Origin of the sequence: Collimonas fungivorans, assembly GCF_028292705.1 — a bacterium.
Taxonomy (GTDB): domain Bacteria; phylum Pseudomonadota; class Gammaproteobacteria; order Burkholderiales; family Burkholderiaceae_D; genus Collimonas; species Collimonas fungivorans_B.
In genome coordinates this window covers 1-23,055 of the sequence record NZ_JAQGLV010000319.1, presented here as the reverse complement: position 1 = coordinate 23,055, position 23,055 = coordinate 1, and the positions used below count along the sequence as shown (strand labels likewise).

Annotated in this window: 24 protein-coding genes; 9 read left to right on the top strand and 15 right to left on the bottom strand. The window is 59.2% G+C overall.

Features of this window, described 5'->3' with window-relative positions:
• Nucleotides 1-35: 35 nt before the first annotated feature.
• The 8 genes from fabF to JWQ61_RS17930 form a co-directional block, all read right to left on the bottom strand.
• Nucleotides 36-1,277, bottom strand: a complete 1,242-nt coding sequence (gene fabF, locus JWQ61_RS17965) for a beta-ketoacyl-ACP synthase II (RefSeq protein WP_061540874.1) — start codon at nt 1,275-1,277, stop codon at nt 36-38.
• 30 nt (nt 1,278-1,307) lie between these two features.
• The gene (gene acpP, locus JWQ61_RS17960; RefSeq protein WP_014006859.1) at nt 1,308-1,547 is read right to left on the bottom strand and encodes an acyl carrier protein; all 240 of its coding nucleotides are present in this window, start codon (nt 1,545-1,547) and stop codon (nt 1,308-1,310) included.
• Between the two features lie 179 nt (nt 1,548-1,726).
• On the bottom strand, nt 1,727-2,497 hold the full coding sequence (fabG, locus tag JWQ61_RS17955; RefSeq protein WP_304361712.1) for a 3-oxoacyl-ACP reductase FabG: 771 nt from the start codon (nt 2,495-2,497) through the stop codon (nt 1,727-1,729).
• On the bottom strand, nt 2,494-3,426 hold the full coding sequence (gene fabD / locus JWQ61_RS17950; RefSeq protein WP_304361711.1) for an ACP S-malonyltransferase: 933 nt from the start codon (nt 3,424-3,426) through the stop codon (nt 2,494-2,496). The genes fabG and fabD overlap by 4 nt, the downstream gene beginning before the upstream one ends.
• A 103-nt stretch (nt 3,427-3,529) precedes the next feature.
• Nucleotides 3,530-4,516, bottom strand: a complete 987-nt coding sequence (locus JWQ61_RS17945; RefSeq protein WP_304361710.1) for a beta-ketoacyl-ACP synthase III — start codon at nt 4,514-4,516, stop codon at nt 3,530-3,532.
• Nucleotides 4,513-5,604, bottom strand: a complete 1,092-nt coding sequence (gene plsX / locus JWQ61_RS17940) for a phosphate acyltransferase PlsX (RefSeq protein WP_304361709.1) — start codon at nt 5,602-5,604, stop codon at nt 4,513-4,515. Before plsX ends, JWQ61_RS17945 begins: the two co-directional genes overlap by 4 nt.
• 149 nt (nt 5,605-5,753) lie before the next feature.
• Nucleotides 5,754-5,936, bottom strand: coding sequence for a 50S ribosomal protein L32 (rpmF, locus tag JWQ61_RS17935; RefSeq protein ID WP_014006864.1), 183 nt, complete (start codon nt 5,934-5,936; stop codon nt 5,754-5,756).
• Between the two features lie 202 nt (nt 5,937-6,138).
• Nucleotides 6,139-6,639 carry a DUF177 domain-containing protein gene (locus JWQ61_RS17930; protein WP_304361708.1) on the bottom strand — a complete coding sequence of 167 codons (501 nt, stop codon included), beginning with the start codon at nt 6,637-6,639 and terminating at the stop codon, nt 6,139-6,141.
• Nucleotides 6,640-6,807: 168 nt separating this feature from the next.
• On the opposite strand from JWQ61_RS17930, the gene JWQ61_RS17925 reads away from it, so the two are divergent.
• Nucleotides 6,808-7,443 carry a Maf-like protein gene (locus tag JWQ61_RS17925; protein WP_304361707.1) on the top strand — a complete coding sequence of 212 codons (636 nt, stop codon included), beginning with the start codon at nt 6,808-6,810 and terminating at the stop codon, nt 7,441-7,443.
• An 18-nt stretch (nt 7,444-7,461) separates the two neighbouring features.
• Nucleotides 7,462-8,217: an SAM-dependent methyltransferase gene (locus JWQ61_RS17920; protein WP_304361706.1), complete on the top strand. Its 756-nt coding sequence runs from the start codon at nt 7,462-7,464 to the stop codon at nt 8,215-8,217.
• A gap of 381 nt (nt 8,218-8,598) precedes the next feature.
• Here the strand turns inward: JWQ61_RS17920 and JWQ61_RS17915 are convergent, their stop codons facing one another.
• From JWQ61_RS17915 to rluC, 4 genes are all read right to left on the bottom strand, one after another.
• On the bottom strand, nt 8,599-9,576 hold the full coding sequence (locus JWQ61_RS17915; RefSeq protein WP_304361705.1) for a S49 family peptidase: 978 nt from the start codon (nt 9,574-9,576) through the stop codon (nt 8,599-8,601).
• Between the two features lie 54 nt (nt 9,577-9,630).
• A complete protein-coding gene (locus tag JWQ61_RS17910; protein ID WP_061540882.1) occupies nt 9,631-10,002 on the bottom strand; it encodes a Rieske 2Fe-2S domain-containing protein in 372 nt (123 codons plus the stop codon).
• 23 nt (nt 10,003-10,025) lie between these two features.
• On the bottom strand, nt 10,026-10,685 hold the full coding sequence (locus tag JWQ61_RS17905) for an HAD-IIIA family hydrolase (protein WP_304361704.1): 660 nt from the start codon (nt 10,683-10,685) through the stop codon (nt 10,026-10,028).
• Between the two features lie 80 nt (nt 10,686-10,765).
• Nucleotides 10,766-11,770 carry a 23S rRNA pseudouridine(955/2504/2580) synthase RluC gene (gene rluC / locus JWQ61_RS17900; protein ID WP_304361703.1) on the bottom strand — a complete coding sequence of 335 codons (1,005 nt, stop codon included), beginning with the start codon at nt 11,768-11,770 and terminating at the stop codon, nt 10,766-10,768.
• A 705-nt stretch (nt 11,771-12,475) separates the two neighbouring features.
• Between rluC and JWQ61_RS17895 the strand changes: the two genes are divergently transcribed.
• From JWQ61_RS17895 to JWQ61_RS17870, 6 genes are all read left to right on the top strand, one after another.
• A complete protein-coding gene (locus JWQ61_RS17895; protein WP_304361702.1) occupies nt 12,476-15,586 on the top strand; it encodes an Rne/Rng family ribonuclease in 3,111 nt (1,036 codons plus the stop codon).
• A gap of 228 nt (nt 15,587-15,814) precedes the next feature.
• A complete protein-coding gene (moaA, locus tag JWQ61_RS17890; protein ID WP_304361701.1) occupies nt 15,815-16,939 on the top strand; it encodes a GTP 3',8-cyclase MoaA in 1,125 nt (374 codons plus the stop codon).
• Between the two features lie 12 nt (nt 16,940-16,951).
• Entirely contained in the window at nt 16,952-17,560 is a 609-nt protein-coding gene (mobA, locus tag JWQ61_RS17885; RefSeq protein WP_304361700.1) for a molybdenum cofactor guanylyltransferase MobA, read from the top strand.
• Between the two features lie 10 nt (nt 17,561-17,570).
• A complete protein-coding gene (gene glp / locus JWQ61_RS17880; protein WP_304361699.1) occupies nt 17,571-18,878 on the top strand; it encodes a gephyrin-like molybdotransferase Glp in 1,308 nt (435 codons plus the stop codon).
• Nucleotides 18,879-18,887: 9 nt separating this feature from the next.
• Nucleotides 18,888-19,355, top strand: coding sequence for a GNAT family N-acetyltransferase (locus JWQ61_RS17875; protein ID WP_304361698.1), 468 nt, complete (start codon nt 18,888-18,890; stop codon nt 19,353-19,355).
• On the top strand, nt 19,352-19,933 hold the full coding sequence (locus JWQ61_RS17870; protein ID WP_304361697.1) for a nucleotidyltransferase family protein: 582 nt from the start codon (nt 19,352-19,354) through the stop codon (nt 19,931-19,933). Before JWQ61_RS17875 ends, JWQ61_RS17870 begins: the two co-directional genes overlap by 4 nt.
• Here the strand turns inward: JWQ61_RS17870 and JWQ61_RS17865 are convergent.
• Nucleotides 19,909-20,328, bottom strand: coding sequence for a DUF1810 domain-containing protein (locus JWQ61_RS17865; RefSeq protein WP_304361696.1), 420 nt, complete (start codon nt 20,326-20,328; stop codon nt 19,909-19,911). The genes JWQ61_RS17870 and JWQ61_RS17865 overlap by 25 nt on opposite strands.
• 29 nt (nt 20,329-20,357) lie before the next feature.
• Between JWQ61_RS17865 and JWQ61_RS17860 the strand changes: the two genes are divergently transcribed.
• A complete protein-coding gene (locus tag JWQ61_RS17860; RefSeq protein ID WP_304361695.1) occupies nt 20,358-20,756 on the top strand; it encodes a VOC family protein in 399 nt (132 codons plus the stop codon).
• A 63-nt stretch (nt 20,757-20,819) separates the two neighbouring features.
• Here JWQ61_RS17860 and JWQ61_RS17855 read toward each other — a convergent pair whose 3' ends face one another.
• Nucleotides 20,820-22,352, bottom strand: a complete 1,533-nt coding sequence (locus tag JWQ61_RS17855) for a hypothetical protein (RefSeq protein ID WP_304361694.1) — start codon at nt 22,350-22,352, stop codon at nt 20,820-20,822.
• Nucleotides 22,353-22,615: 263 nt separating this feature from the next.
• Entirely contained in the window at nt 22,616-22,879 is a 264-nt protein-coding gene (locus JWQ61_RS17850; protein WP_304361693.1) for a hypothetical protein, read from the bottom strand.
• Between the last annotated feature and the right edge of the window lie 176 nt (nt 22,880-23,055).

Sequence of the window (23,055 nt, the reverse complement as noted above, 5' to 3'; positions counted from 1 at the left end):
TCCGCGGAAGCCGGTTCGAAGCCTGCAGCAAAAGTCTAGATTTTGCCAAAAACCAGGGTGCCATTCGTGCCGCCAAAGCCGAATGAGTTTTTGACCGCAATGTCTATTTTCATGTCCCGCGCGGTATTGGCGCAGTAATCAAGATCGCATTCAGGATCCTGGTTGAAAATATTGGTGGTCGGCGGCGAGATCTGATTGTGCAAGGCCAGTACGGTAAACACCGACTCCAGGCCACCGGCGCCGCCCAGCAAATGGCCGGTCATCGACTTGGTCGAATTGACCACCAGTTTATAAGCGTGGTCGCCGAAAGCCGCCTTGATCGCTTCCGTTTCGTTCTTGTCGCCCAGAGGGGTCGAAGTACCGTGCGCATTCAGGTACTGCACCTGGTCAGGATTGATGCCGGCATCGCGCAAGGCATTGCCTACGCAGCGGCGCGGACCGTCCAGGCTAGGCGCAGTCATGTGGTAAGCGTCGCCGCTCATGCCGAAGCCGAGCAGTTCCGCGTAAATCTTGGCGCCGCGCGCCTTGGCGTGTTCGTATTCTTCAAGCACCAGCACACCGGCGCCCTCGCCCAATACAAAACCGTCACGGTCCTTGTCCCACGGACGCGAGGCGGTAGCGGGATCGTCATTGCGCGCCGACAAGGCACGCGCCGACGCAAAACCGCCAACGCCCAACGGCGACACGCTTGATTCCGCACCGCCGGCGATCATCACGTCGGCATCGCCGTACTGAATCATGCGGCCGGCTGCACCGATACAATGCAAGCCTGTGGTGCAGGCAGTCACGATCGCCAGATTCGGTCCTTTCAGACCGTATTTGATCGACAGGTTGCCGGAAATCATGTTGATGATCGATGCCGGGATGAAGAACGGGCTGATCCGGCGCGGGCCGCGAGCAGTCAGTTCGGCATGCGTTTCTTCGATCAACGGCAAGCCGCCAATGCCGGAGCCGATGATGACGCCTATCCGCTCAGCATTAGTTTCAGTTACTTCCAGGCCACTGTCTTGCATCGCCTGCATCCCCGCCGCCATGCCATAGTGGATAAAGGTATCCATATGCCGTGCTTCTTTGGCGGGAATGTAATCTTCGATATTGAAGCCCTTCACTTCTCCCGCAAAACGCGTGGAAAAAGCAGTGGCGTCAAACTTAGTGATGGCTGCGATCCCTGATTTGCCTGAGATAATCGCACTCCACGCATCGGCAATCGTATTGCCGACCGGTGAAATGCAACCCAGGCCAGTGATCACAACGCGACGTTCACGTGTGCGGCTCAAGCGGTTCTCCTGGATACATTCAAAGCTTGCTTAGGCCTTAACGTGAGCCGTAGCGTAATCGATAGCCTGTTGCACTGTAGTGATCTTTTCAGCTTGTTCGTCAGGGATTTCCATTTCGAACTCATCTTCCAGCGCCATCACCAGTTCAACTGTATCGAGCGAATCAGCACCCAGGTCGTTGACAAACGACGACTCGGTCTTGATGTCAGCTTCTGCGACGCCCAGTTGCTCAGCGACGATTTTTTTAACGCGTTGTTCGATATCGGACATGTGATGCCTCCATTAGGTTACAGAAAGTGCGCGCATTTTAGCAGGTTTGCGCATTGAAAATTTACTTTCGACATTAGTCTTTAATATTTAACAAAACTACGTCAAAAGCTTCTAAATAGGTACAACTTACATTTAACTCTGAAATAAGCCTGGAACTGCAAACTTGCTTCAGCGCATGCTCAACTCATGTACATGCCGCCATTTACGTGCAAAGTGCTGCCCGTAATGTAGCCGGCCTGCGGCGACGCCAGGAAAACCACGGCCGCCGCCACCTCTTCCGCGGCGCCCAGCCGTCCCAGCGGGATCTGCTGCAGCAATGCCGCGTGCTGCTCTTCGCCCAGGGCCTTGGTCATGTCGGTATCGATAAAACCGGGCGCAACGCAGTTGACCGTGATATTGCGGCTGCCGATCTCGCGCGCCAGTGCACGGCTCATGCCAGAGACGCCGGCCTTGGCTGCAGCATAATTCATTTGCCCCGGATTGCCGGCCGAACCGACCACCGAAGTGATATTGATGATACGGCCATGCTTGGCCTTCATCATGCCACGCAAGACGGCGCGCGACAAACGCGCCACCGCGGTCAGGTTGGTGGAAATGACGGCGTCCCAGTCTTCGTCCTTCATGCGCATCGCCAGCTGGTCCTTGGTGATGCCTGCATTATTGACAAGTATCGACAATCCGCCGAATTCCTTGTGCGCCAGTTCGACCGCCGCCGCACAGCCGGCTGCATCGTTCACATCCAGCACGATGCCGCGGCCGTTGCCCGGCTGGCTGGCCTCCAGATATTCGGCGATGGCCGCCGCACCTGCCTCGGAAGTTGCCGTGCCGACTACTTTGGCGCCACGCTGCAGCAACTGCAATGCAATGGCCCGGCCGATGCCGCGCGATGCGCCGGTGACCAAGGCCACCTGGCCAATTAAATCCTGTAAAACGGTGTTTGGTAAAGTCACTTGAAAGTCTCCAACATTTTATCCAGCGACGCCTGGTCGACAATCATGTCGCCGATCAGGCTGTCATTAATACGCTTGGTCAGGCCAGCAAGAACCTTGCCCGGACCGCATTCCACCACATGGGTGATGCCTTCGGCGGCAATTTTCTGCACCGTTTCCACCCAGCGCACCGGGCTGGCCGCCTGCCGCACCAGCGCATCCTTGATGGCCGCCGGATCATTGACGATGGCGACATCGACGTTATTGATCAGCGCAATCTGCGGCGCAGCGAAAACCAGGCCTTGCATGTATTCACGCAAACGATCCGATGCCGGCTTCAGCAACGAGGAATGAAATGGGGCCGATACCGGCAATGGCAAGGCGCGTTTCGCACCTTTTTCCTTGGCGGCGACGCAGGCGCGCTCGATCGCTCCCTTATGGCCGGCGATGACCACCTGTGCCGGCGCATTGAAGTTCACCGCCTCGACGATTTCGCCCTGGGCAGCCGCCGCGCAGACCGCACGCACGTCTTCATCCGACAAGCCGAGGATAACCGCCATGCCGCCCTGCCCGACCGGCACCGCCTGCTGCATCGCCTGCGCCCGGAACCGCACCAGCGGCACAGCATCCTTGAACGCGATCACACCGGCAGCGACCAGCGCCGAATACTCGCCCAGGCTGTGCCCGGCAACCAGCGCCGGCGCCTTGCCGCCCGCGGCCAGCCAGGCCCGATAGCAGGCGACCGCCGCGGTCAGCATGACCGGCTGCGTGTTGGTAGTCAGGTCCAGCTCTTCTTTCGGCCCTTCGGCGATCAGCTTGCCGAGGTCGAACTGCAGCGCCTCGGAAGCTTCCGCGACAGTATCTTTTACTACCGGGTTATCGGCAAAACCGTTGAGCATGCCAACGGCTTGCGAACCCTGGCCCGGAAAAACAAACGCGAACTTATTCATGCCTTGCTGCCTTACCTAAATGGGTATCAAATTTATCAAACAGCTCGCCGCGATGCCGTGACCGCGGAGCGAGCCGCAAGCAACGCCTCTGCATTCAACGTCCTTACATGCGCGCCAAGATGGCGCCCCATGTAAAGCCGCCGCCTACGCCTTCCATCATGACGTTGTGGCCGGGCTTGACGCGGCCATCGCGTACGGCCTGGTCCAGCGCCAGCGGAATCGAAGCCGCCGAAGTATTGCCATGCTGGTCTACCGTCACTACCATGCGCTCGTTGTCCAGACCCAGTTTGCGGGCGGTGCTTTGCATGATGCGGATATTGGCCTGGTGCGGGATCAGCCAGTCGATCTCGGAGGCCGACATGCCGGCCATCTGCAAGGTTTCGTTGGCGACTTTTTCCAATACCGAGACCGCCAGCTTGAACACTGCCTGGCCGTCCATGTACAGATAAGCGCTGCCTTCGACCACGCCGGCATTGACCTTGCCTGGAACGCACAGGATATCCTTGTGGCGGCCGTCGGCGTGCAGCTTGGTGGCGAGAATGCCCGGCTCGGCGGAAGCGGTCATGACCACCGCGCCGGCGCCGTCGCCGAACAGTACGCAAGTGGTGCGGTCTTCAAAATTCAGGATCCGCGAAAAAACCTCGGTGCCAATCACCAGCACGTTCTTGTGCGCGCCGGACTTGATGAAGCTGTCCGCGATCGACACTGCATATACAAACCCGCTGCACACGGCCTGCACGTCAAACGCCGCGCCGCCATTGACGATGCCGAGCTTTTGCTGCACTACGCAGGCAGTGCTCGGGAAACCACCGAAATGATCGGGGGTTGAGGTGGCGACGATCACCAGGTCGATATCGTCGGGCTGCATGTGCGCCATGTCCAGCGCCTGCCTGGCCGCGGCTACCGCGAGATCGCTGGATTGCACATCGGCTTCAGCGTAATGGCGCGCGGCGATGCCGCTGCGGGAGAAAATCCATTCGTGCGATGTCTCTATGCCCTTCTCGGCAAGCTGCGCAGCGAGTTCCTGGTTGCTTACCCGTTTCGGCGGCAAATAGCTGCCGGTACCGACAATTTTGCTATATGTAGTCATGCTGTCTTTTGTTGGGTTGATTCAGTATTAACGATTTCGCCGGAGCCGCCATCCGCGGTATCGGCTTGCGGCATCAGCTCCGCAATCGTGGTCGCAATACGAGACAATACATCATATTTGGCTGCATCGAATGCACGCTGTATGGCCCACTCGTAGCCATAGGCGTCGGCGCCGCCGTGGCTCTTGAACACCAGTCCGCGCAAGCCCAGCAGGCTGGCGCCGTTATAGCGCGAAGGATTGAGGCGGCGCGAGATGGCCTTGATGGCGCCGCGGGCGATAACCGCGCCCAGCATGTTCAGGATACCGCTCTTGAATTCGGTCGTTAATACGGTCTTGACGAAGCGCCCCAGCCCCTCGGAAGCCTTGAGCGTGACATTGCCGACAAAACCGTCGCAGACGACAATGTCGGTAGTGCCCTCGAAGATATCGTTGCCTTCGACATTGCCGTAGAAATTCAGGATGCCTTTTTCATGGTCGGCGCGCAGCAGTTCCGCCGTCTGCTTGACCACTTCATTACCCTTGATCGCTTCTTCGCCGACATTCAGCAAACCGATCGTCGGCCGCGGCTTGCCTTCCATGGCCGACACCAGGGCCGATCCCATCAAGGCAAACTGGTGCAGGTGCACGGCTTCGCAATCGACGTTGGCGCCCAGGTCGAGCATGTAGGTCGGGCCGTCTTTCTGGTTGGGGAGAATGGTGCAGATCGCCGGGCGGTCAACGCCGTGCAAGGTCTTCAGCAGATAGCGGGAAACTGCCATCAGGGCGCCGGTATTGCCGGCCGACACGCATGCCTGCACCTGCTGGTCTTTGACCAGGCGCAGGGCGACACGCATCGAGGAATCTTTTTTGCGGCGTAATGCGGTTTCGATGGAGTCGTCCATCGTCACCACTTCGGATGCATGGTGCACCGATAAACGCGGATGGGAACCCGCCTTGTGCTTTTTCAGTTGCGCCCGGATTTCTTCCTCGAGGCCAACCAGCACCAACTCGGCCTCAGGCTCGCGGTTGGCAAATGAAACTGCGGCAGGAACGGTAACCGACGGGCCGTGATCGCCACCCATGCAGTCGATAGAAATTTTGATTGTCATTGTTTTGATTCAGTGCCTACTCTAAGCCGTATTATGAGGCAGATTGGGCGCGATTCAAAATGACGCAAGGAATTATTCTGCATACAAAAACGGCGCCCTGAGAAACTCATCGCGCCGCCTTCGACCTGCATCGCAAGAACAAGTAAGTATTACTCGTCGTTCTTGGTCTTCAACACTTTACGGCCACGGTAAAAGCCGTTCGGGCTGATGTGGTGGCGCAGATGTGTTTCACCAGTCGTTGGCTCGATAGCCAGCGGAGGTGCAACCAGAAAATCGTGGGCACGGTGCATGCCGCGCTTCGATGGGGTCTTCTTATTTTGTTGAACTGCCATGATAACTCCTGCTTTCTTAAGATCTTAAAGTTTAACATATCCAACCCTCAGAACAGGGAAAGGCTGGATATTCCTGCCGCGTTTGTGCGCGGATTTTACTACCTATTGCCACACCTTAGTCACACGGAATCACATTCATGTGAAAATCAGCGCGACAAATTTACCGCAATTCTTTACCAAATCCATTTACTGCCGCTGCTATTTACTGCTGCTTCAAATTCTTGAGCATCGCAAACGGCGACTCTTTCTTGACGCTTTTCAAGCCTTCAAGCGCCGACTGGTCCGGGCAAACCGGATGTTTCGGCGACAGCGGCAAGGCCAGCAGCGCCTCATCTTCAACCAGCTCTACAATATTCAGTGTTTTAGTGCCGACGATGACATCAATCTCGTCATTATCAAGCAGCGCATCGATCGCATCGGCGCTTTCTTCGTCTTTTGCCAACACCAGCACCGATTCCGAATCGATATCGAAAGCGAACGGCGTCAGGCAGCGCTGGCACATGATCTTGGTCGAACCGCTGACAGTGAGCGTCAGTTGCGGATGCCCTGACTGATCGGTGCCGCCAACCAGGACCCAATGCAGGGCGCCGGAGCGATCCGCGGTCTCAGCCGAGAGGCGGCTCAGATCGGCCACCAGCGTATCGCCTTCACGACGTTCTTTATGGCGCGCATACTCAAAGGCGTCGATGACAAAAGCACTCATAATAACGCTGAACCCAGCCGAACCCGGAAAACCTGCGATAATAACAGCCTTTTCCCTTATTCGTCAAAGTGTTAGCGCGTTTTCCGCACTTTGTCCGCCATTTGCCGGGATTTTACCGTTCTGCAATCGCAGAAACAACCAATAAGCAACAAATAAGCAACAAAAACCATGGCTTCTTTACAACAAACCACCTCTTCCAATACATCCCTGCCGCGTCTGATCCTCGGCTCCAGCTCGAAATACCGCAAGGAACTGCTTTCCCGGCTGCACATCCCGTTTGAGGTAATCGTCCCGGATATCGACGAAACTCCCCATCCTGGCGAGAGTCCGCAAGCCACGGCCCTGCGCCTGGCCCTGGAAAAGGCGCGCACAGTGGCGCTGGCGGCGCCAAATGCGCTGGTGATCGGCTCCGACCAGGTGGCGACGCTGGACGACGAGCAGATCGGCAAACCCGGCAATCACGAGAACGCCCTGGCGCAGCTGCAGAAAATGCGCGGCCGCCGCGTCATTTTCCACACCGCCCTGTGCCTGTGGGATAGCCGCCACAGCCAGCCCGAGCAGGCCGTGCAGATAGAAAACATCCAGACCTTCGTCACTTTCCGCGACTTGCCCGACGCCGAACTGGACGCCTACTTGCGCATCGAACAACCCTACGACTGCGCCGGCAGCGCAAAAAATGAAGGGCTGGGCATCGCCATCCTGGAAAAAATCGAAAGCACCGATCCGACTGCCCTCACCGGTTTGCCATTAATCGCGCTGACCGGTATGCTGCGCCGCGCCGCCTTCCCATTTTTCGCAACATAGTTCATCACATAGACCAACATGCCAGGCACCCTGTATTTAATCCCCAACACCTTGGGCCAGAACGAGACCGTATCGCCAGCTGCCGCACTGGCAGCCGTGATCCCGCAGGAAGTACAAGCGCTTACCGCCAGGCTCGATTATTTCATTGCAGAAAATGCAAAGACCACGCGCGCTTTCCTGAAGCTGATCGATGCGGCCCAGTCGCTCGCCAAGCCGTTGCAGGAAATCCAGATCGCCGAACTCAACGTCAATACCGCCAGCGCCGCATTGCCGGCCCTGCTGGCGCCAATCCTTGCAGGGCAAGACGCCGGCCTGATCTCTGAAGCCGGCGTGCCGGCAGTCGCCGATCCCGGCGCCAACCTGGTGCGGCTGGCCCATGCACAAGGCATCCAGGTGCGGCCGTTGGTAGGTCCGTCGTCGTTGCTGCTGGCCGTCATGAGCAGCGGCCTGAATGGCCAGAGTTTTGCCTTCAATGGCTACCTGCCGACTGATGCCGAACAGCGCAGCAAACGCATCAAGGCGCTGGAACTGCGCTCGCGCCAGGAACAGCAAACGCAACTGTTCATCGAAACGCCGTACCGCAACAGCGCTTTCCTGGAAGCCCTGGCCACTGCCTGCCAGCCCGGCACGCTGATTTGCGTAGCCACCGACCTGACGCTCGCAACCGAAACCATCAGGACCCAGACTGCCGCAAAATGGAAGGCGGCCCTGGCGGCAGGCAAACACCCTGATTTCCATAAAAAACCAACCGTGTTCCTGTTCCTGGCCCAATAATTTCATTACACATAACGCAAAACGGCGACGGTATTGCGCCGTCGCCGTATTTGCCTGTCCCGAAAGACATTTATGTTGAGAAGTCGAAAACTTCTCGGTGCCGCATCCGAGATGCGGGGGTTTGTCCGGTAGTAACTGCGCTACTCCAAAACAAGGGGTTGTATTGCGATGGAGTGACTCTTTGCTATCGAAACAATTTCAATCTGTATGGTGATGGGTTTTGGTATTCCGATAATCGTCCCCTCCGTTCGCTGTTCCTTGAGTACCTTTAATATACGACAGGATCGCGAAGATACAAGGCCGATTATGGTATTACCATATGCCGGTTTCCACTTTGATATTTATCTTAAGACCCGCCTGCCGGCAGGCCTTGCATGAAATTCAACGCAGGCTTGGCTTGACGTCATTCACCAGCGATTGCACCACGCCGGCGCCCATCGCCACACCGAATTTTTTCAGCACGCGCTCAGGCAAACCTTCGCTCTTGGTGTAATCGACAATATCTTCCTGCTTCAAGACATCGCGCGCCACGCTGTCCACCGTACCGTAGCCATCCGCCAGGCCCATCTCGACTGCCTTGGAGCCGCTCCAGAACAGGCCCGAGAAAGTTTCCGGCGTTTCTTTCAGGCGCGTGCCGCGGCCCTTGCGCACCACGTCGATGAACTGCTGGTGGATTTCCGCCAGCATGGTTTGCGCATAACCTTTCTGGGTCGCGCTCATCGGGCTGAACGGATCGAGGAAGCCTTTGTTCTCGCCGGCAGTCAGCAGGCGCCGCTCGACGCCGACCTTGTCCATCAGGCCGGTGAAACCGAAGCCGTCCATCAGCACGCCGATGGAGCCGACGATGCTGGCCTTGTTGACATAAATCTTGTCGGCCGCGGCGGCAATGTAATAACCGCCCGAGGCGCACATTTCGTCGACCACCACATACAGCGGCTTGTTCGGATATTCCTTGCGCAGGCGCGCGATTTCATCATTGATGATGCCGGCTTGCACCGGGCTGCCGCCAGGGCTGTTGATGCGCAATATCACGCCGACCGAATCGTCCGCGGCGAAAGCATTGTCAAGCGCCGGCACCACCACGCCGGCCGAACCGTTGCCTTCCGATTCGATCGCGCCGTTGATCTTGACCAGCGCCGTATGCGCACCGACCGTCTGCGTATCCGAGCCTTCGTAATTCATGCCGAGCCACACCCCGAAGACAATCAGGCCGATCACAGTCAGCTTGAAAAAGATTCCCCAGCGGCGGCGCGCGCGCTGTTCGCGCAACGACGCGAACGCCAGCTTTTCCAGCACTTCGCGCTCCCAGCCTTCTTTTTTGGCGGGCGTGGTCGCATTCTCAAAATCGTTATTGCTCATGGTGTTCTTCACTCACTTCGTTTATCCGAAATCGTTATTGAACAGGCCGGCCTGTCAGGCAATCACAGGCCGCACATATTCATCAGGGATCCAGAACACCTGATCATTGCTTTCTTCAACCAGAATCTTGTGCAAACGTCCGCCGCGGCACGGGCCGCCGGCGCAATGCCCGGTTTCCGGCTCATACACTGCACCGTGCGTGGCGCACATCAGGTACAAACCGCTGGACTCGAAAAACTCGCCCTCGTTCCAGTCCAGCTCCAGCGAAATGTGCGCGCACCGGTTCAGGTAAGCGTGGACGATATTGTGGTGGCGTACGGCGAATGCAACCGCCTCCTCGCCCCAGGCGGTAACCGCAAAACGCACGCCCTTGCCGCGCTCTGCCAGCGCAGAAGAAGCACACAGGGGAAGGCGGATATCGTTCACGGCGCGTCGCTCAATGGGTCCGGTCAGGCGTTGGCGTTAAGCCAGGTGTGCAACTGCACGGTCGAGGTGGCGTTGAACAACGGCTTCAGCGCATCCAGCTCATGCGCCGGGTGCGCGCCATACTGGACCGCGATCCCCGCGGCGCCGGCATTGATGGCCATCTGCAGGTCATGGGTGGTATCGCCGATCATCACCGTGCGCTTCAGGTCCTGGCCCAGCTCCCGCGTCAGTTCCTGCAGCATGGCCGGATGCGGCTTGGAGAAAGTCTCGTCGGCGCAGCGGGTAGCATCGAATGCCGACAGCAGCTTAGTCTCGTGCAAGGCGCGATTCAGGCCGACCCGGCTCTTGCCGGTGGCGATCGCCAGGAAATAACCCTGCTGCGACAAGTCCGCCAGCATTTCGCGCACGCCGTCGAACAAGGTCAGGTCCTGGTCTTGCGCCAGGTAGTGATAACGGTAACGTTCCACTACCCGCGGATACTGGCTGGGCTCCAGGCCCGGCATCGCAACCTGCATGGCTTCCGCCAGGCCCAGCCCGATCACGTGCGAGGCGGCCTTGTTGTCCGGAACCGCCAGTCCCAGATCCCTGGCCGCGGCCTGGATACATTTCACGATGATGGCGGTACTGTCCATCAAGGTGCCATCCCAATCAAATACAATTAAATCAAAATTCTTTCGCGCCATATTGCCTGGCAATACCTTGCCAGCTCCTGTAATTGGGTTTGGCCTGCCGATCGAAAAACCGGCAAACCGATAAGCAAATACTAACTGATATTCTGATCGCCCTTAGCTTCCGACATTGCCGCAGGGATATCTTTCGACAGGCTTTTCAGGAATCTCTCGCATTCCGGCGGCAGCGGCGCCTTGAGGGTCACCGGCTTGCCCGTCTCCGGATGCGCAAAAGTAATCTGGTAAGCATGCAAGAACATCCGTTTCAGCGCGACACGCTGTCCGTCAGCCTTCTGCAAAGTCCGGTTCAAGGCAAAGTCGCCGTATTTGTCGTCGCCGGCGATGGCGAAGCCGCTGGCCGACAGATGGACCCGAATCTGGTGGGTGCGGCCGGTCTTCAGCTCGGCTTCCAGCAAAGCATAGTCGCCATAACGCCGGATCAGGTTGAAAATCGTGTGCGACGCCTGGCCGTCGGCCTGCACCCGCACCCGGCGCTCGCCGTCGGCCGCCGTATACTTGTGCAACGGCAGCTTGACATGCTGGCGCTCGTTTTGCCAGTCGCCATGCACCAGCACTAGGTAACGCTTGTCGGTGTCGCCGTCGCGCATCTGCTCGTGCAGGTTGGTCAGTGCGGAACGTTTCTTCGCCAGCAGCAGGATGCCGGAAGTATCGCGGTCCAGCCGGTGCACCAGTTCCAGGAACTTGGCTTGCGGGCGGGCGGCGCGGAGTTGCTCGATGACACCATAGCTGACGCCGGAGCCGCCGTGCACGGCAACCCCCGCCGGCTTGTCGATCACCAGCAAATGATTGTCTTCCAGTAATATCTTGAATTCCGCCCCTGGCGCTACCACTTGTGTTTGCTTTTCAGCAATTCGAATCGGCGGCACCCGGATTATGTCGCCCTCGACCAGGCGATAAGTCTGGTCGATGCGGCCTTTGTTGACCCTGACCTCACCGGAGCGCAACACGCGATAGATATGGCTCTTGGGCACTCCTTTACAAATACGCAATAAAAAATTGTCGATACGCTGACCTGCGTCGTCTTCCGCAATAGTCAGCATTTGGACGGCAAGAGGCGGCGCAGGTGGTGTTAACTGCATCTCTTGCTCCACGGCTACTTTGGGTTCGGCCTTATGCTTGCCCGCGGCTTGTGTCCGCGGCTCGGGGCGAGTCTTGACTCGTCCTCCAGAAAATCTCGCTAAGTCCTTCATTTTGAATATATAATTGTTCCGCAATTGTTAGAAAACAGTTGCTGGTGTAAGAATAAAAAGACCATTCTACACAGGGGCGTCCCCATCAGCCTCGCCAATTTGCAAATTTGATGGGAAATGTGTACGCATCACCCCTGCGCGAGTCAAGGTCGCACCGTTGTTGTCATCGGATAACGCGCACGGATGCTGAACAAGAATGTCTGGATGATTAGGATAAAGTCCGGCGAGCCCGATGCGATCCAAACGATCGCGACGAGCTCGCCGGTTGATGTAGTGTTTTTAAATTTGCCGCGTACTTACTGAAACCAATGCTTTATTTGGCTCTATCAAGCTGCTCACCGCCAAGCGTCGTGCTCGCGTTCCGCGAACCGCAGGATGCTCTGCCGGCGCGCGCTGGTAGTTTTCAGTAAAACGGCAGCACTATATCCGCGCCTGTGCACTGCGCTCATATAGCGCATACACACCAAGGCAATTCTCTCCCCCCTGACACTCCGTTCTCGCGTACATCCTTGTACTTTTTGTCGCTGACAGAAATGCTGAAGAACAGCAATCTTTAAGCGCCATTGCAATGACCCAAGGGTCACGGAGCGAAAAATGAAACGCATGTTGTTTAATGCCACGCAGCAAGAAGAACTGCGCGTGGCTATTGTTGACGGGCAAAAGCTCATCGACATCGATATCGAAACCACCGGACGCGAACAACGCAAGTCCAATATCTACAAAGGTGTGATTACCCGTATCGAGCCGTCGCTGGAAGCCTGTTTCGTCAACTACGGTGAAGAGCGTCATGGCTTTTTGCCGTTCAAGGAAGTTGCCCGCACTTACTTTAAAGAAGGTGTAGACGTCCGCAGCGCATCGATCAAGGATGCCCTGCGCGAAGGCCAGGAAATCATGGTGCAGGTCGAAAAGGAAGAGCGCGGCAACAAAGGCGCGGCCCTGACCTCCTTCGTTTCACTGGCTGGCCGTTACCTGGTCCTGATGCCGAACAACCCGCGCGGCGGCGGTGTTTCGCGCCGGGTCGAAGGCGAGGATCGCCAGGAACTGCGCGAAACCATGGATCAGCTGGACCTGCCAAGCGGCATGTCGGTGATTGCCCGCACTGCCGGCATCGGCCGCAACGTTGACGAATTGCAATGGGACTTGAACTACCTGATGCAACTCTGGCGCGCCATCGAAGGCGCCGGCACGCAAGGCAAGGGCGCCTTCCTGATTTACCAGGAATCGTCGCTGGTGATCCGCGCGATCCGCGACTATTTCCAGCCGGATATCGGCGAAATCCTGATCGACACCGACGAAATCCACGACCAGGCCCAGCAGTTCATGGCCCACGTCATGCCCGACATGGTGCACCGCGTGAAGCGCTACCGCGACGACGTGCCGCTGTTCTCCCGCTTCCAGATCGAACACCAGATCGAAACCGCGTATTCCCGCACCGTGCCGCTGCCATCCGGCGGCGCCATCGTGATCGACCATACCGAAGCCCTGGTGTCGGTGGACGTCAACTCCGCCCGCGCCACCCGCGGCGGCGACATCGAGACCACCGCCTTCAACACCAATTGCGAAGCAGCGGAAGAAGTTGCGCGCCAATTGCGTTTGCGCGATCTCGGCGGCCTGATCGTGATCGACTTCATCGACATGGAGAATTCGAAGAACCAGCGCGAAGTCGAAACCCGCCTGAAAGACGCCCTGCGCTATGACCGCGCCCGCGTCCAGATGGGCAAGATCTCGCGCTTCGGCCTGATGGAACTGTCGCGCCAGCGCCTGCGTCCGTCGCTGTCGGAAGGCAGCCATGTGACATGCCCGCGCTGCAACGGCACTGGCCATATCCGCGATACCGAATCGTCCGCCCTGCAAGTCCTGCGCATCATCCAGGAAGAGGCGATGAAAGAAAACTCGGCAGCGATCCACGTCCAGGCGCCGGTCGACGTCGCCGCTTTCCTGCTCAACGAAAAGCGCGGCGAGATCCTGAAGATCGAAACCCGTCACCGGGTCGGCATCATCCTGATCCCGAACAAGCACCTGGAAACCCCGCACTACAAGCTGGAACGCCTGAAGCACGACGATCCGCGCCTGGAAGAAACCCAGGCCAGCTACGCCATGGCGGAGCAGGCGGATACCGACATCGGTTACAGCAAGACCCAGAAAGAAGAAGGCAAGCCGCGTCAGGAAGCCGTGGTCAAGGGCATCACGCCAGACCAGCCGGCCCCTATCGTCGAGCGCAAGCCGGTGGAAGCCCGTCCGACAGCGGTTGCCGCTGCCAGCCCGGCAGAAACAGGTTTCCTCGGCAAGATCTTCGGCTTCTTCTTCAGCAAGCCGGCAGCGCCGGCAGCAACTCCTGCCGCTAGCGCAGAAGCCAAGGGCCCGCAGCAACGCGGCGACCGTGGCGACCGCAACAACCGTGGCCAGCGCGGCCGTAACCGCGGTGGCCGCAACCGCGATGGCAGTGCGCAGGAAACACGCGACGACAACGCCAAGAAACCGCTGGTGGAAGCTGTCGAAGCCAAAACCCAGCAAGCCCGTCCGCCACGTCCTCCGCGCGAGCCTAAAGAGCAGCGGGAACCACGCGAAGCCAGCGACAGCAAGGCGGAACCACGCAATGAAGGCCGGCGCGAGCGCGCCGAACGCCCTCCGCGTCCGCCACGCGAAGAGCGCAAGGAAAACCTGAGCGAAATCAAGGTCGACGAGACCTTGCTCAAGGGTGGCGTAGTCGCCGCTGCCGGCGTTGCCGTCAGCAGCATCACCGAAGCCGCTGATGCGACGGAAGCGGTGCAAGCCGATAGCGAACGCGTTGAAGCCAAAGCCGGTGAAGACGAAGAACCACGCCGCCGCCGCCGCCGCGGTGGCCGCAACCGTAACCGCCGCGATCGCGACGGCGCCGAAGGCAGCACCGAAGGCAGCAGCGACGACATCGAAACAGGCGAAGCCACTGCAGCAGCAGACGCGGCCGATACCGACAACGATGCAGATGCTCCCGAGGCAGTGAACGCTCCAGCGCCAGCCGAAGCAAGCAGCCCGGCCAGCAACAGCGTACCGATGATGGCCTCGGCAGTGCCGATGGCGCAGGAAAGCGCTGCTCCGGCAGTTGAAACGACAGCGGCGCCGACCGCCTTGTCGAATGCAATCGCAGCGCCGCTGGTGCCTCAGCAAATTGCTCCGCAAGAGGAAGCCGCTCCTGTCGTCGCTGAAGCGGCGCCGGTAGCAGTTCCTGCGCCGGAGCCGGTTGTTGCAGCGCCGGTTGTGGCAGAACCTGAGCCGGTAGCCGCTCCGGCAGCAATCGTGCCAGAACAGCCTGCCGCTCCTGCGCCGGCCGTACCTGAAGCAGCCCCGGTAGTTGCCAGCCAGCCAGTAGCAGAACCGCAGATCGAAGAAACCCCTGCGCCGCTGGCTCCGGCAGCGCCCGTAGTTGCCCCGGTGGTTGCTCCAGTGATTGCCCCTGTGGTCGCTGAAACGGCAGCGCCGGTAGCAGAAGCGCCAGTCGTCATCAAGACAGCCGTTTCCAGCGGATCGCCTAAGGTGGAAGACCTGCAAAGCGTACTGGCTGCAGCCGGCCTGACCCTGGCGGCGACCGATCCGAGCAAACTGCGCGCTGCGCAGGAAGCAACGGCTAACATCGTTGCGGCGCCACATGTGCCGCGCGAACGCAAGCCTTTGCCGGCGCAATCCAGCGAACCGCTGGTGCAGATCGAAACCCAGCGCCCGCAGTAAGCCGGTGCGCCACCTGATGGCGTAGCAGCTAGACAGTAGTACAACAAAGGGAGTCCCAGACTCCCTTTGTCACGTCTGGCGCAGGCGATATGTTTGAAATTGCGAGAATTGCCGCACTCCCAAGGTTCAGCAGGCGCTGAAGCTAAAAAACGACGCTCATGGTATCTTGTAGAAGTTATCACCCTATATATAGATGCAAGACATTGCACATTTTTCCAGACACACACTATGACTAGAAAAGTCATCCCGCTGATCGATAGCCGCAGTTTCTTGCCGCTGCCCTTGCCACCTGCATTGCCCTCTATCCTCGAAACGCCGACCGGCCTGATAGCGGACGAGCTGGGGCGGCCGCTGCACGACTTGCGCATCTCGGTCACCGACCGCTGCAATTTCCGCTGCGTCTATTGCATGCCGCGTGCGGTATTCGACAAGGACTATGCGTTCCTGCCGCACACCGCCCTGCTGTCGTTTGAAGAAATCACGCGCCTGGCGAGCCTGTTCGTCGCCCACGGCGTGCACAAGATCCGCCTGACCGGCGGCGAACCCCTGCTGCGCAAGCACATCGAAAAGCTGATCGGCATGCTGAGCGCCCTGAAGACGCCGGACGGCAAGCCGCTCGACCTGACCCTGACCACCAACGGTTCGCTGCTGGCGAAAAAGGCCCAGGCCCTGAAAGACGCCGGCCTGAACCGCGTCACCGTCTCGCTCGACGCACTCGATGAAAACATTTTCCAGCGCATGAACGACGCCGATTTCCCGGTGGCCGATGTCTTGCATGGGCTGGATGTAGCGCATCAGGTCGGGCTCGGTCCGATCAAGGTCAACATGGTGGTCAAGCGCGGCGTCAACGAGCAGGAAATCCTGCCGATGGCGCGCTATTTCAAGAACACGCCGTACATCCTGCGCTTCATAGAATATATGGATGTGGGCGCCTCCAACGGCTGGAAGATGGATGAAGTAGTGCCCTCCGCCGAAGTCGCGCAGATAATCCAGAGCGAACTGCCGATGCAGCCGCTGGCAGCCAACTACGTCGGCGAAACCGCACAGCGCTGGCGCTATGAAGACGGCATCGGTGAAGTCGGCCTGATTTCCAGCGTCACCCAGGCGTTTTGCCACGACTGTTCACGCGCCCGCCTGTCGACCGAAGGCAAGCTGTACACCTGCCTGTTCGCCAGCGCCGGCCACGACCTGCGTGCCTTGTTGCGCAACGAATGCAGCGACCGCGAAATCTCCAGCGTGATCGGCCAGCTATGGCGCGCCCGCGACGACCGTTATTCCGAGTTGCGCACGCAGCAAACCGAGCGCCTGGCTTCGCCCCGCAAGAAAGTGGAAATGTCGTACATAGGCGGCTGACCGAGCCACACCATGGAAACTTGCCCGCCCCCCTCTGCGCTGAATATCACCGGCCTGATACTGGCCGGCGGCCGCGGCACGCGCATGGGCGGGATCGACAAGGGCCTGGCCCTGCTCGACGGCAAGCCGATGGCGGCGCACGTCATCGCCCGCCTGGCGCCGCAAGTGAACAGCCTGATCATCAACGCCAACCGCAACCAGGACAGCTACGCGGCGTTCGGGGCGCCGGTCTGGCCGGATGAGCAGCCTGGCTTCGCAGGCCCGCTAGCGGGCCTGCAGGCCGGCCTGCGCCACTGCGGCACGCCCTACCTGGCGACCGCCCCCTGCGACTCGCCCTACCTGCCGCATGACCTGGTGCGGCGCCTGGCGCAAGCACTGGCTGGCGCCGGCGCCGACCTGGCGGTTGCCTCTACCCGCGAAGGCAGCGACCAGGACATCTGGCCGCAGCCGGTATTCATGCTGCTGAAAACCGGTTTATTGACCGACCTCAATGACTACCTGCAGGACGGCGGGCGTAAGATGGAAACCTGGTACCGCCGCCTCAACTATTGCGAAACGCTGTTTACCGATGCCGACGCCTTCCGTAACATCAATACCCGAGAACAGTTACTACAGCGATAATGCAAACGCAATGACCACTCTGAATGCCTATCCCGCCAAGCCATCCCTGTCCGAACTGACCAGCTGCATGTCGGACTACGATCCGCACGCCATGCCGGTCAGGCAAGCGCAGGCCATCATCCGCGATTGCATCACGCCGGTCAGCGCGATTGAAAAAGTGGCGCTGCGCAGCGCCCTCGACCGCGTGCTGGCCAGCGACATCATCTCGCCGATCGACGTCCCGGCGCACGACAACTCGGCCATGGACGGCTATGCCTTCAACTCGGCCGACCTGCGCCATGACGCCGATACCGTGCTGACCGTGGCCGGCACCGCCCACGCCGGCCGCGCCTACATGGGAGCGGTTGCCAGCGGCCAGGCGGTGCGGATCATGACCGGCGCCCTGATGCCGGACGGGCTCGACACCGTCATCCCGCAAGAATTTGTCAGCCCCGGCAGCGCGACCGGTTTCGTCACCATCCCGGCCGATGCCGTCAAACCCGGCGCGAATCGCCGCCTGGCCGGCGAAGACCTGAAAGCCGGCAGCGCCGCGATTGCCCAAGGCCGCATCCTGCGTCCAGCCGACCTCGGCTTGCTAGCCTCGCTCGGCATCGCCGAAATCCCGGTAAGGCGGCGCCTGCGCGTGGCGTTTTTCTCGACCGGCGACGAACTGCGCTCAGTGGGTGAAGTGCTGGATCCCGGCTGCGTCTACGATTCCAACCGCTACACCTTGTACGGCATGCTGCAGCGGCTGGGCTGCGACATCATCGACATGGGCGTGGTCGGCGACGATCCGCAGGCGCTGGAAAGCGCTTTCCGCAGCGCTTGCGAGAATGCCGACGCCATCATTACTTCCGGCGGCGTCTCGGTCGGCGACGCCGACCACACCAAGCAGATGATGGCGCAGCTGGGCGACGTCGCCTTCTGGAAAATCGGCATGCGCCCGGGCCGTCCGCTGGCGTTCGGCAGCATTACGTCAGGCGGCAAGCAAGCCCTGTTCTTCGGCCTGCCCGGCAATCCGGTGGCGGTCATGGTGTCGTTTTACTTTTTCGCGCGCGAGGCCTTGCTGCAGATGATGGGCGCCCAAGTCGCCCCATTGCCGCTGATGCGCGCCACCGCGGCCGTCGCCATCCGCAAGCGCCCGGGACGCACCGAGTACCAGCGCGGCATCCTCAGCATGGCCGACGGTCAGTGGAGCGTGCGCCCCACCGCCGCCCAGGGCTCGGGCATCTTGCGTTCGATGGCGGAAGCCAACTGCATGATCGTGCTGGCGCATGAACAGGGCGACGTGGCCGCCGGCGATGCGGTCGAGGTGATCCTGTTCGATGGCTTGATCTAAGGACCGCGCATGGAATTCCGCGCTGCCCGTATCGAAGACGCCGACGCCATCACCGCGTTGATCCACTGCTTTACGCATGAATTCCTGGCCACGCCTGACGGCAAAGGCGCTGAACGTTTCTTCGAATCCGTCTCAGTAACCGCCGTAAAGGGATATATCCCCGATCCGCGCTATCAGTACCACCTGGCTTTTGAAGACGGCGTACTCGCGGGGTTTATCACACTGCGCGATCGCAGCCACCTGTGCCATCTGTTTGTCGCCCGGGATTTTCAGCGCCGCGGTTTGGCCAGGCAGCTTTGGCAGACGGCGAAAATGGCAACGACTGCGCTCGAAACCATCGAAGCGTTTACAGTCAATTCCTCGCCTTTGGCTTTGCCTGTCTATGAGCGTTTCGGCTTCATCAAAACCGGTCCGCAGGTTGAAATGCATGGCATATGTTTTGTCCCCATGCGGTTGTCTCTCACTTCGGAGAAATGAAACACGCCGGTGATCTCAAGGCCCTGCTGCAGGCGGATCCTGAGCGGTTGCGCATCCTGGCGCTGGTGCATTCCCTGCGCCTGCCAGATTGCTGGATCGCGGCTGGCTTTGTCAGAAATGCGGTCTGGGATTTCCTGCACGGACAAACGCCTTCACCTCCATCGGGCGATGTCGATGTGATCTGGTTTGATCCTTCTCAGCAAAGTGCAGACGCCGACTTGCAGATAGAAAATAGCCTGAAATCTTTGGACGCGTCTATCGAGTGGTCGGTAAAAAACCAGAGACGCATGCACGTCCGCAACGGCGATGCGCCTTATCAATCCGCTAGCGACGCCATGCGCTTTTGGCCGGAAACAGCGACTGCGGTGGCAGTCAGGTACGCCGACGGCAACGGCCCGGAAATCGCAGCGCCATTCGGGCTGGACGATTTGTACTCAGCCATCGTCCGGCCGACGCCCTGCTTCGTCGATGCGAAACGCGCACAGTTTGACGATCGCTTGCGGAGCAAAAACTGGTTGTCACGCTGGCCCCTGCTGCGAGTCGAAGCAGAGGCTCATAGCCGAACAAGCGTAGCCTGATCAGGCTCTCCCCCAAAGTATTTTTTCAGGCATTCGTTGAAAGCCTGATTGTCGGTTGCAGCTTGTGCAAACAAGGTCAGTGACGATTGAAATTTCATGTAGTCAGGGAAACCAAAAATATCTTCTGCCGAGCGCCCGTCCACAACCGCTACCAGCCGGCAGCATTCCCGCAGGCGCGGCCCCAGCAGCGGATGCTCCAGGTACGCCCGGGCTTCTTCAAGCGACGAGATCGCATACTTGACCGCCGTAGCGCTGTGCCCCAGTCCTTCAATCTGAGGGAAGACGAACCACATCCAATGGCTCCGCTTGCTGCCCTGGCTCAATTCTTCGCGTACGATATCGAAGACCGGCTGCTGGGCGGCCACAAAACGTTGCAGATTGTATTGATCACTCACGTCTTTCTTCCATCGAAAGGAAAAACCCCATGATCTCTCATGTTTTTGTCGGCGTCACCGATTTTCAGCGCGCATTCGGCTTCTATTCTGCCATCATGGAAGTCCTGGACCTGCAGCTCAAATTCTGCGACGCGGACAAACCGTGGGCGGCATGGATGGCCAACGGCAAGGCGCGCCCCCTGTTCATCATCGGTTCCCCCTATAGCGGCGAGGCCGCTGCCGGCAACGGTCAGATGATCGCGCTGCTCGCTCCGACGCGCACGGCTGTCGACAAGGCCTACGCCGCGGCCTTGCGCAATGGCGGGTCCTGCGAAGGCGCGCCCGGCCTGCGCCTGGAATATCATCCCGATTATTACGGCGCCTATTTCCGCGATGCCGATGGCAACAAGCTTTGTGTCTGCTGCCACGATGCGCCAGGCGCGGCTTAGATTGCGGATGTTTTCCATCAATAGCGCAGGACAAGCACGGACATGAAGATGGATCGTCCCGCATCACCTGTTATCGATCGCCCTGAGCAAAATCCGGCCATTGCCGTCAACCAGCTTTTCAACCGGCAAGCTGCCGTACATGGCGGACATGGTCAGATCCAGGCGACCGTCGCTTAACTGAAACCCAGGCGCACTCGGGTCCAGCGGAACAATCATGTATTCCCTGGAATCGATGCTTCCCTTCAGGGCCGCCAGATTCTTGATGACAAAATTTCCATTGCCTAGCAGGTAGGCGCCGACCCAGGAACTATACAGCTCATGCGGCAACCGGCCCGATGCATATAAGCCGGTGGCATAGGGCACCGTCTGAGCCATCGCTTCTTCAATCTCCTTTTCCTTGCTCGGATCGACCCGCATCTCCCACCAGGGAGGAAGCAGCAGCAGGACATGGCCGGGATCGAGGAAGCCCTGGATTGCCGGCTCCAGCTGAACGCCGAGCACCACATTGCGCTGCGCTACCGAGACCGTGTTGTCCCGGACTATGGCAGTATCCGGCGACGGCGGGGAAACCGGCGGCGTAACGTTATCGAGCAAGCTTGCGACAGGCGAGCGGCCGGCGACAGCATCCGTGCGCCAGGGAGAGTCGCCTCGATCCAGCACGCCACCGGCAACCTGGCCGACAAGATAAGTATGCCCGAAGCTGTTGATGAAATAAAATCTCAGCATGCCTGGCGTAAGCGCATGAGTCAATTCAGAAGCTTTCGCCCTGCGTGCAGCGTCGTCTTCTGGATGGTCGATCAATGTGGCAGCCAGCATCTGGGTCTCGAAATGCTGGGCGGCTCCTTCGGCCAGATCGCCAAATTTTGATGCCGCGGCAGCTTTTGGAAACTCTGCCGTGAAGGCTGTATTCCAGTAAGCTGCTTCAGCGAGCCGCTCATCTCTCCTGCCTGGATCTGCAGCAGCAGTACGCAACGTGTGATAGAGCATGGCCCGGTACAGTGAAGCATTGTCCGAGAGCGGGTATTCCGGCACAAATACCTCTGGGCGCGGCACGTTCCAGCGCTGCTCCGCGAACTGTATCAGGTGAAATGTTTCGTGCACGGCGAACCTGTGGACCTCCTCGACCTCAGGGCGCGGCGGCAAGGCGTCAACCGGCTGTGTCCACGGCAAGGTCTGATCAAGATCAATGACGGTAGCTTGGCGGCCTTCCTTCCACCAGATGAAACGATAAGCGCCAGGGCCGGGAAAAGTATGGGGCGGCGCTGTCTCCACCGAAGAACGCGGCACCGGCACCACGCCGGCCAGGCTGATTTCGCGGGCCTGGTCGCCGGCAACCAAGATCAGATAGCGATCCGCCATGTTTGTATCCGGCCAGATGCGGTTGCTGATTCGCCAGCTCTTCGCCACCAGGACCTGCATTTTCCGCGCAAACTCATCAATGTCCGTCGCACGATCGCTGCGCCGTAACATCTGCCCTAGAGCTGGCTCGGATCGTTGCCAGGCGCGCGTGACCAAGGGCTCCCCTGCAAATGCAGACGAACCGGCCGGACCGATAGCAGCGACAAATGCGACTGCCGCAAGAAGATATTTTTTCATGGAATGCCCTCACCGTTGACACGCGCAATCAAGGTTGCGCGTGCAAGAAATATACTGTGGGGACGCTCGGTTATGAGCTAAGGGAAGGCCTAACCTGATTCGTTGCGAACCGGCGATGCGCAGTGGAAGAACAGAAGCGGGTCCAGCGTGACGGCGCTGTCGGAATCAGGAAACGCGGCACGGCTTCCACGTTAAAACAGGGCATCGATGCGAGGATCAACGCCCTGTGGAATACGGCTTTGACTTATGAAAAAACGCTGCCGTCAGAAGGTGGAACACTGGAACAAGCCAGGATGCCCGAAGCAGGTGGTGGTCGCCGGGTAACGTTCGGTATTGTCTTTTGTATCGAGCCGCAGCACGCAGCTGCGCCATTCATTGCTATTGCCTTTATACCCCAGTCTTTCGCAAGCCGGGCCATAGATGCGCATCATCTGGTCGACGTCGCGCTGTGCCTGGGCGGCGCGTTCGGCATCCGTGGCGCAACCGGCCAGCATGGCGACCGCGGCCAAAATTATGAGCGTACGCATGATCAACTCCTTTTCTTTCGGGTCTGTTCAGCAAACTTCGGTGAACTCCGGTTTTTCTGTTTTCCGCAGGCAAATGCGCAGGTATCCGGCAGCACATGCTGTGCACATAGTATAGGACAGAGCTTATTGCTCCACTATTTCCAATCATGCATAGTTGCTACCAGATGTAACCGTCC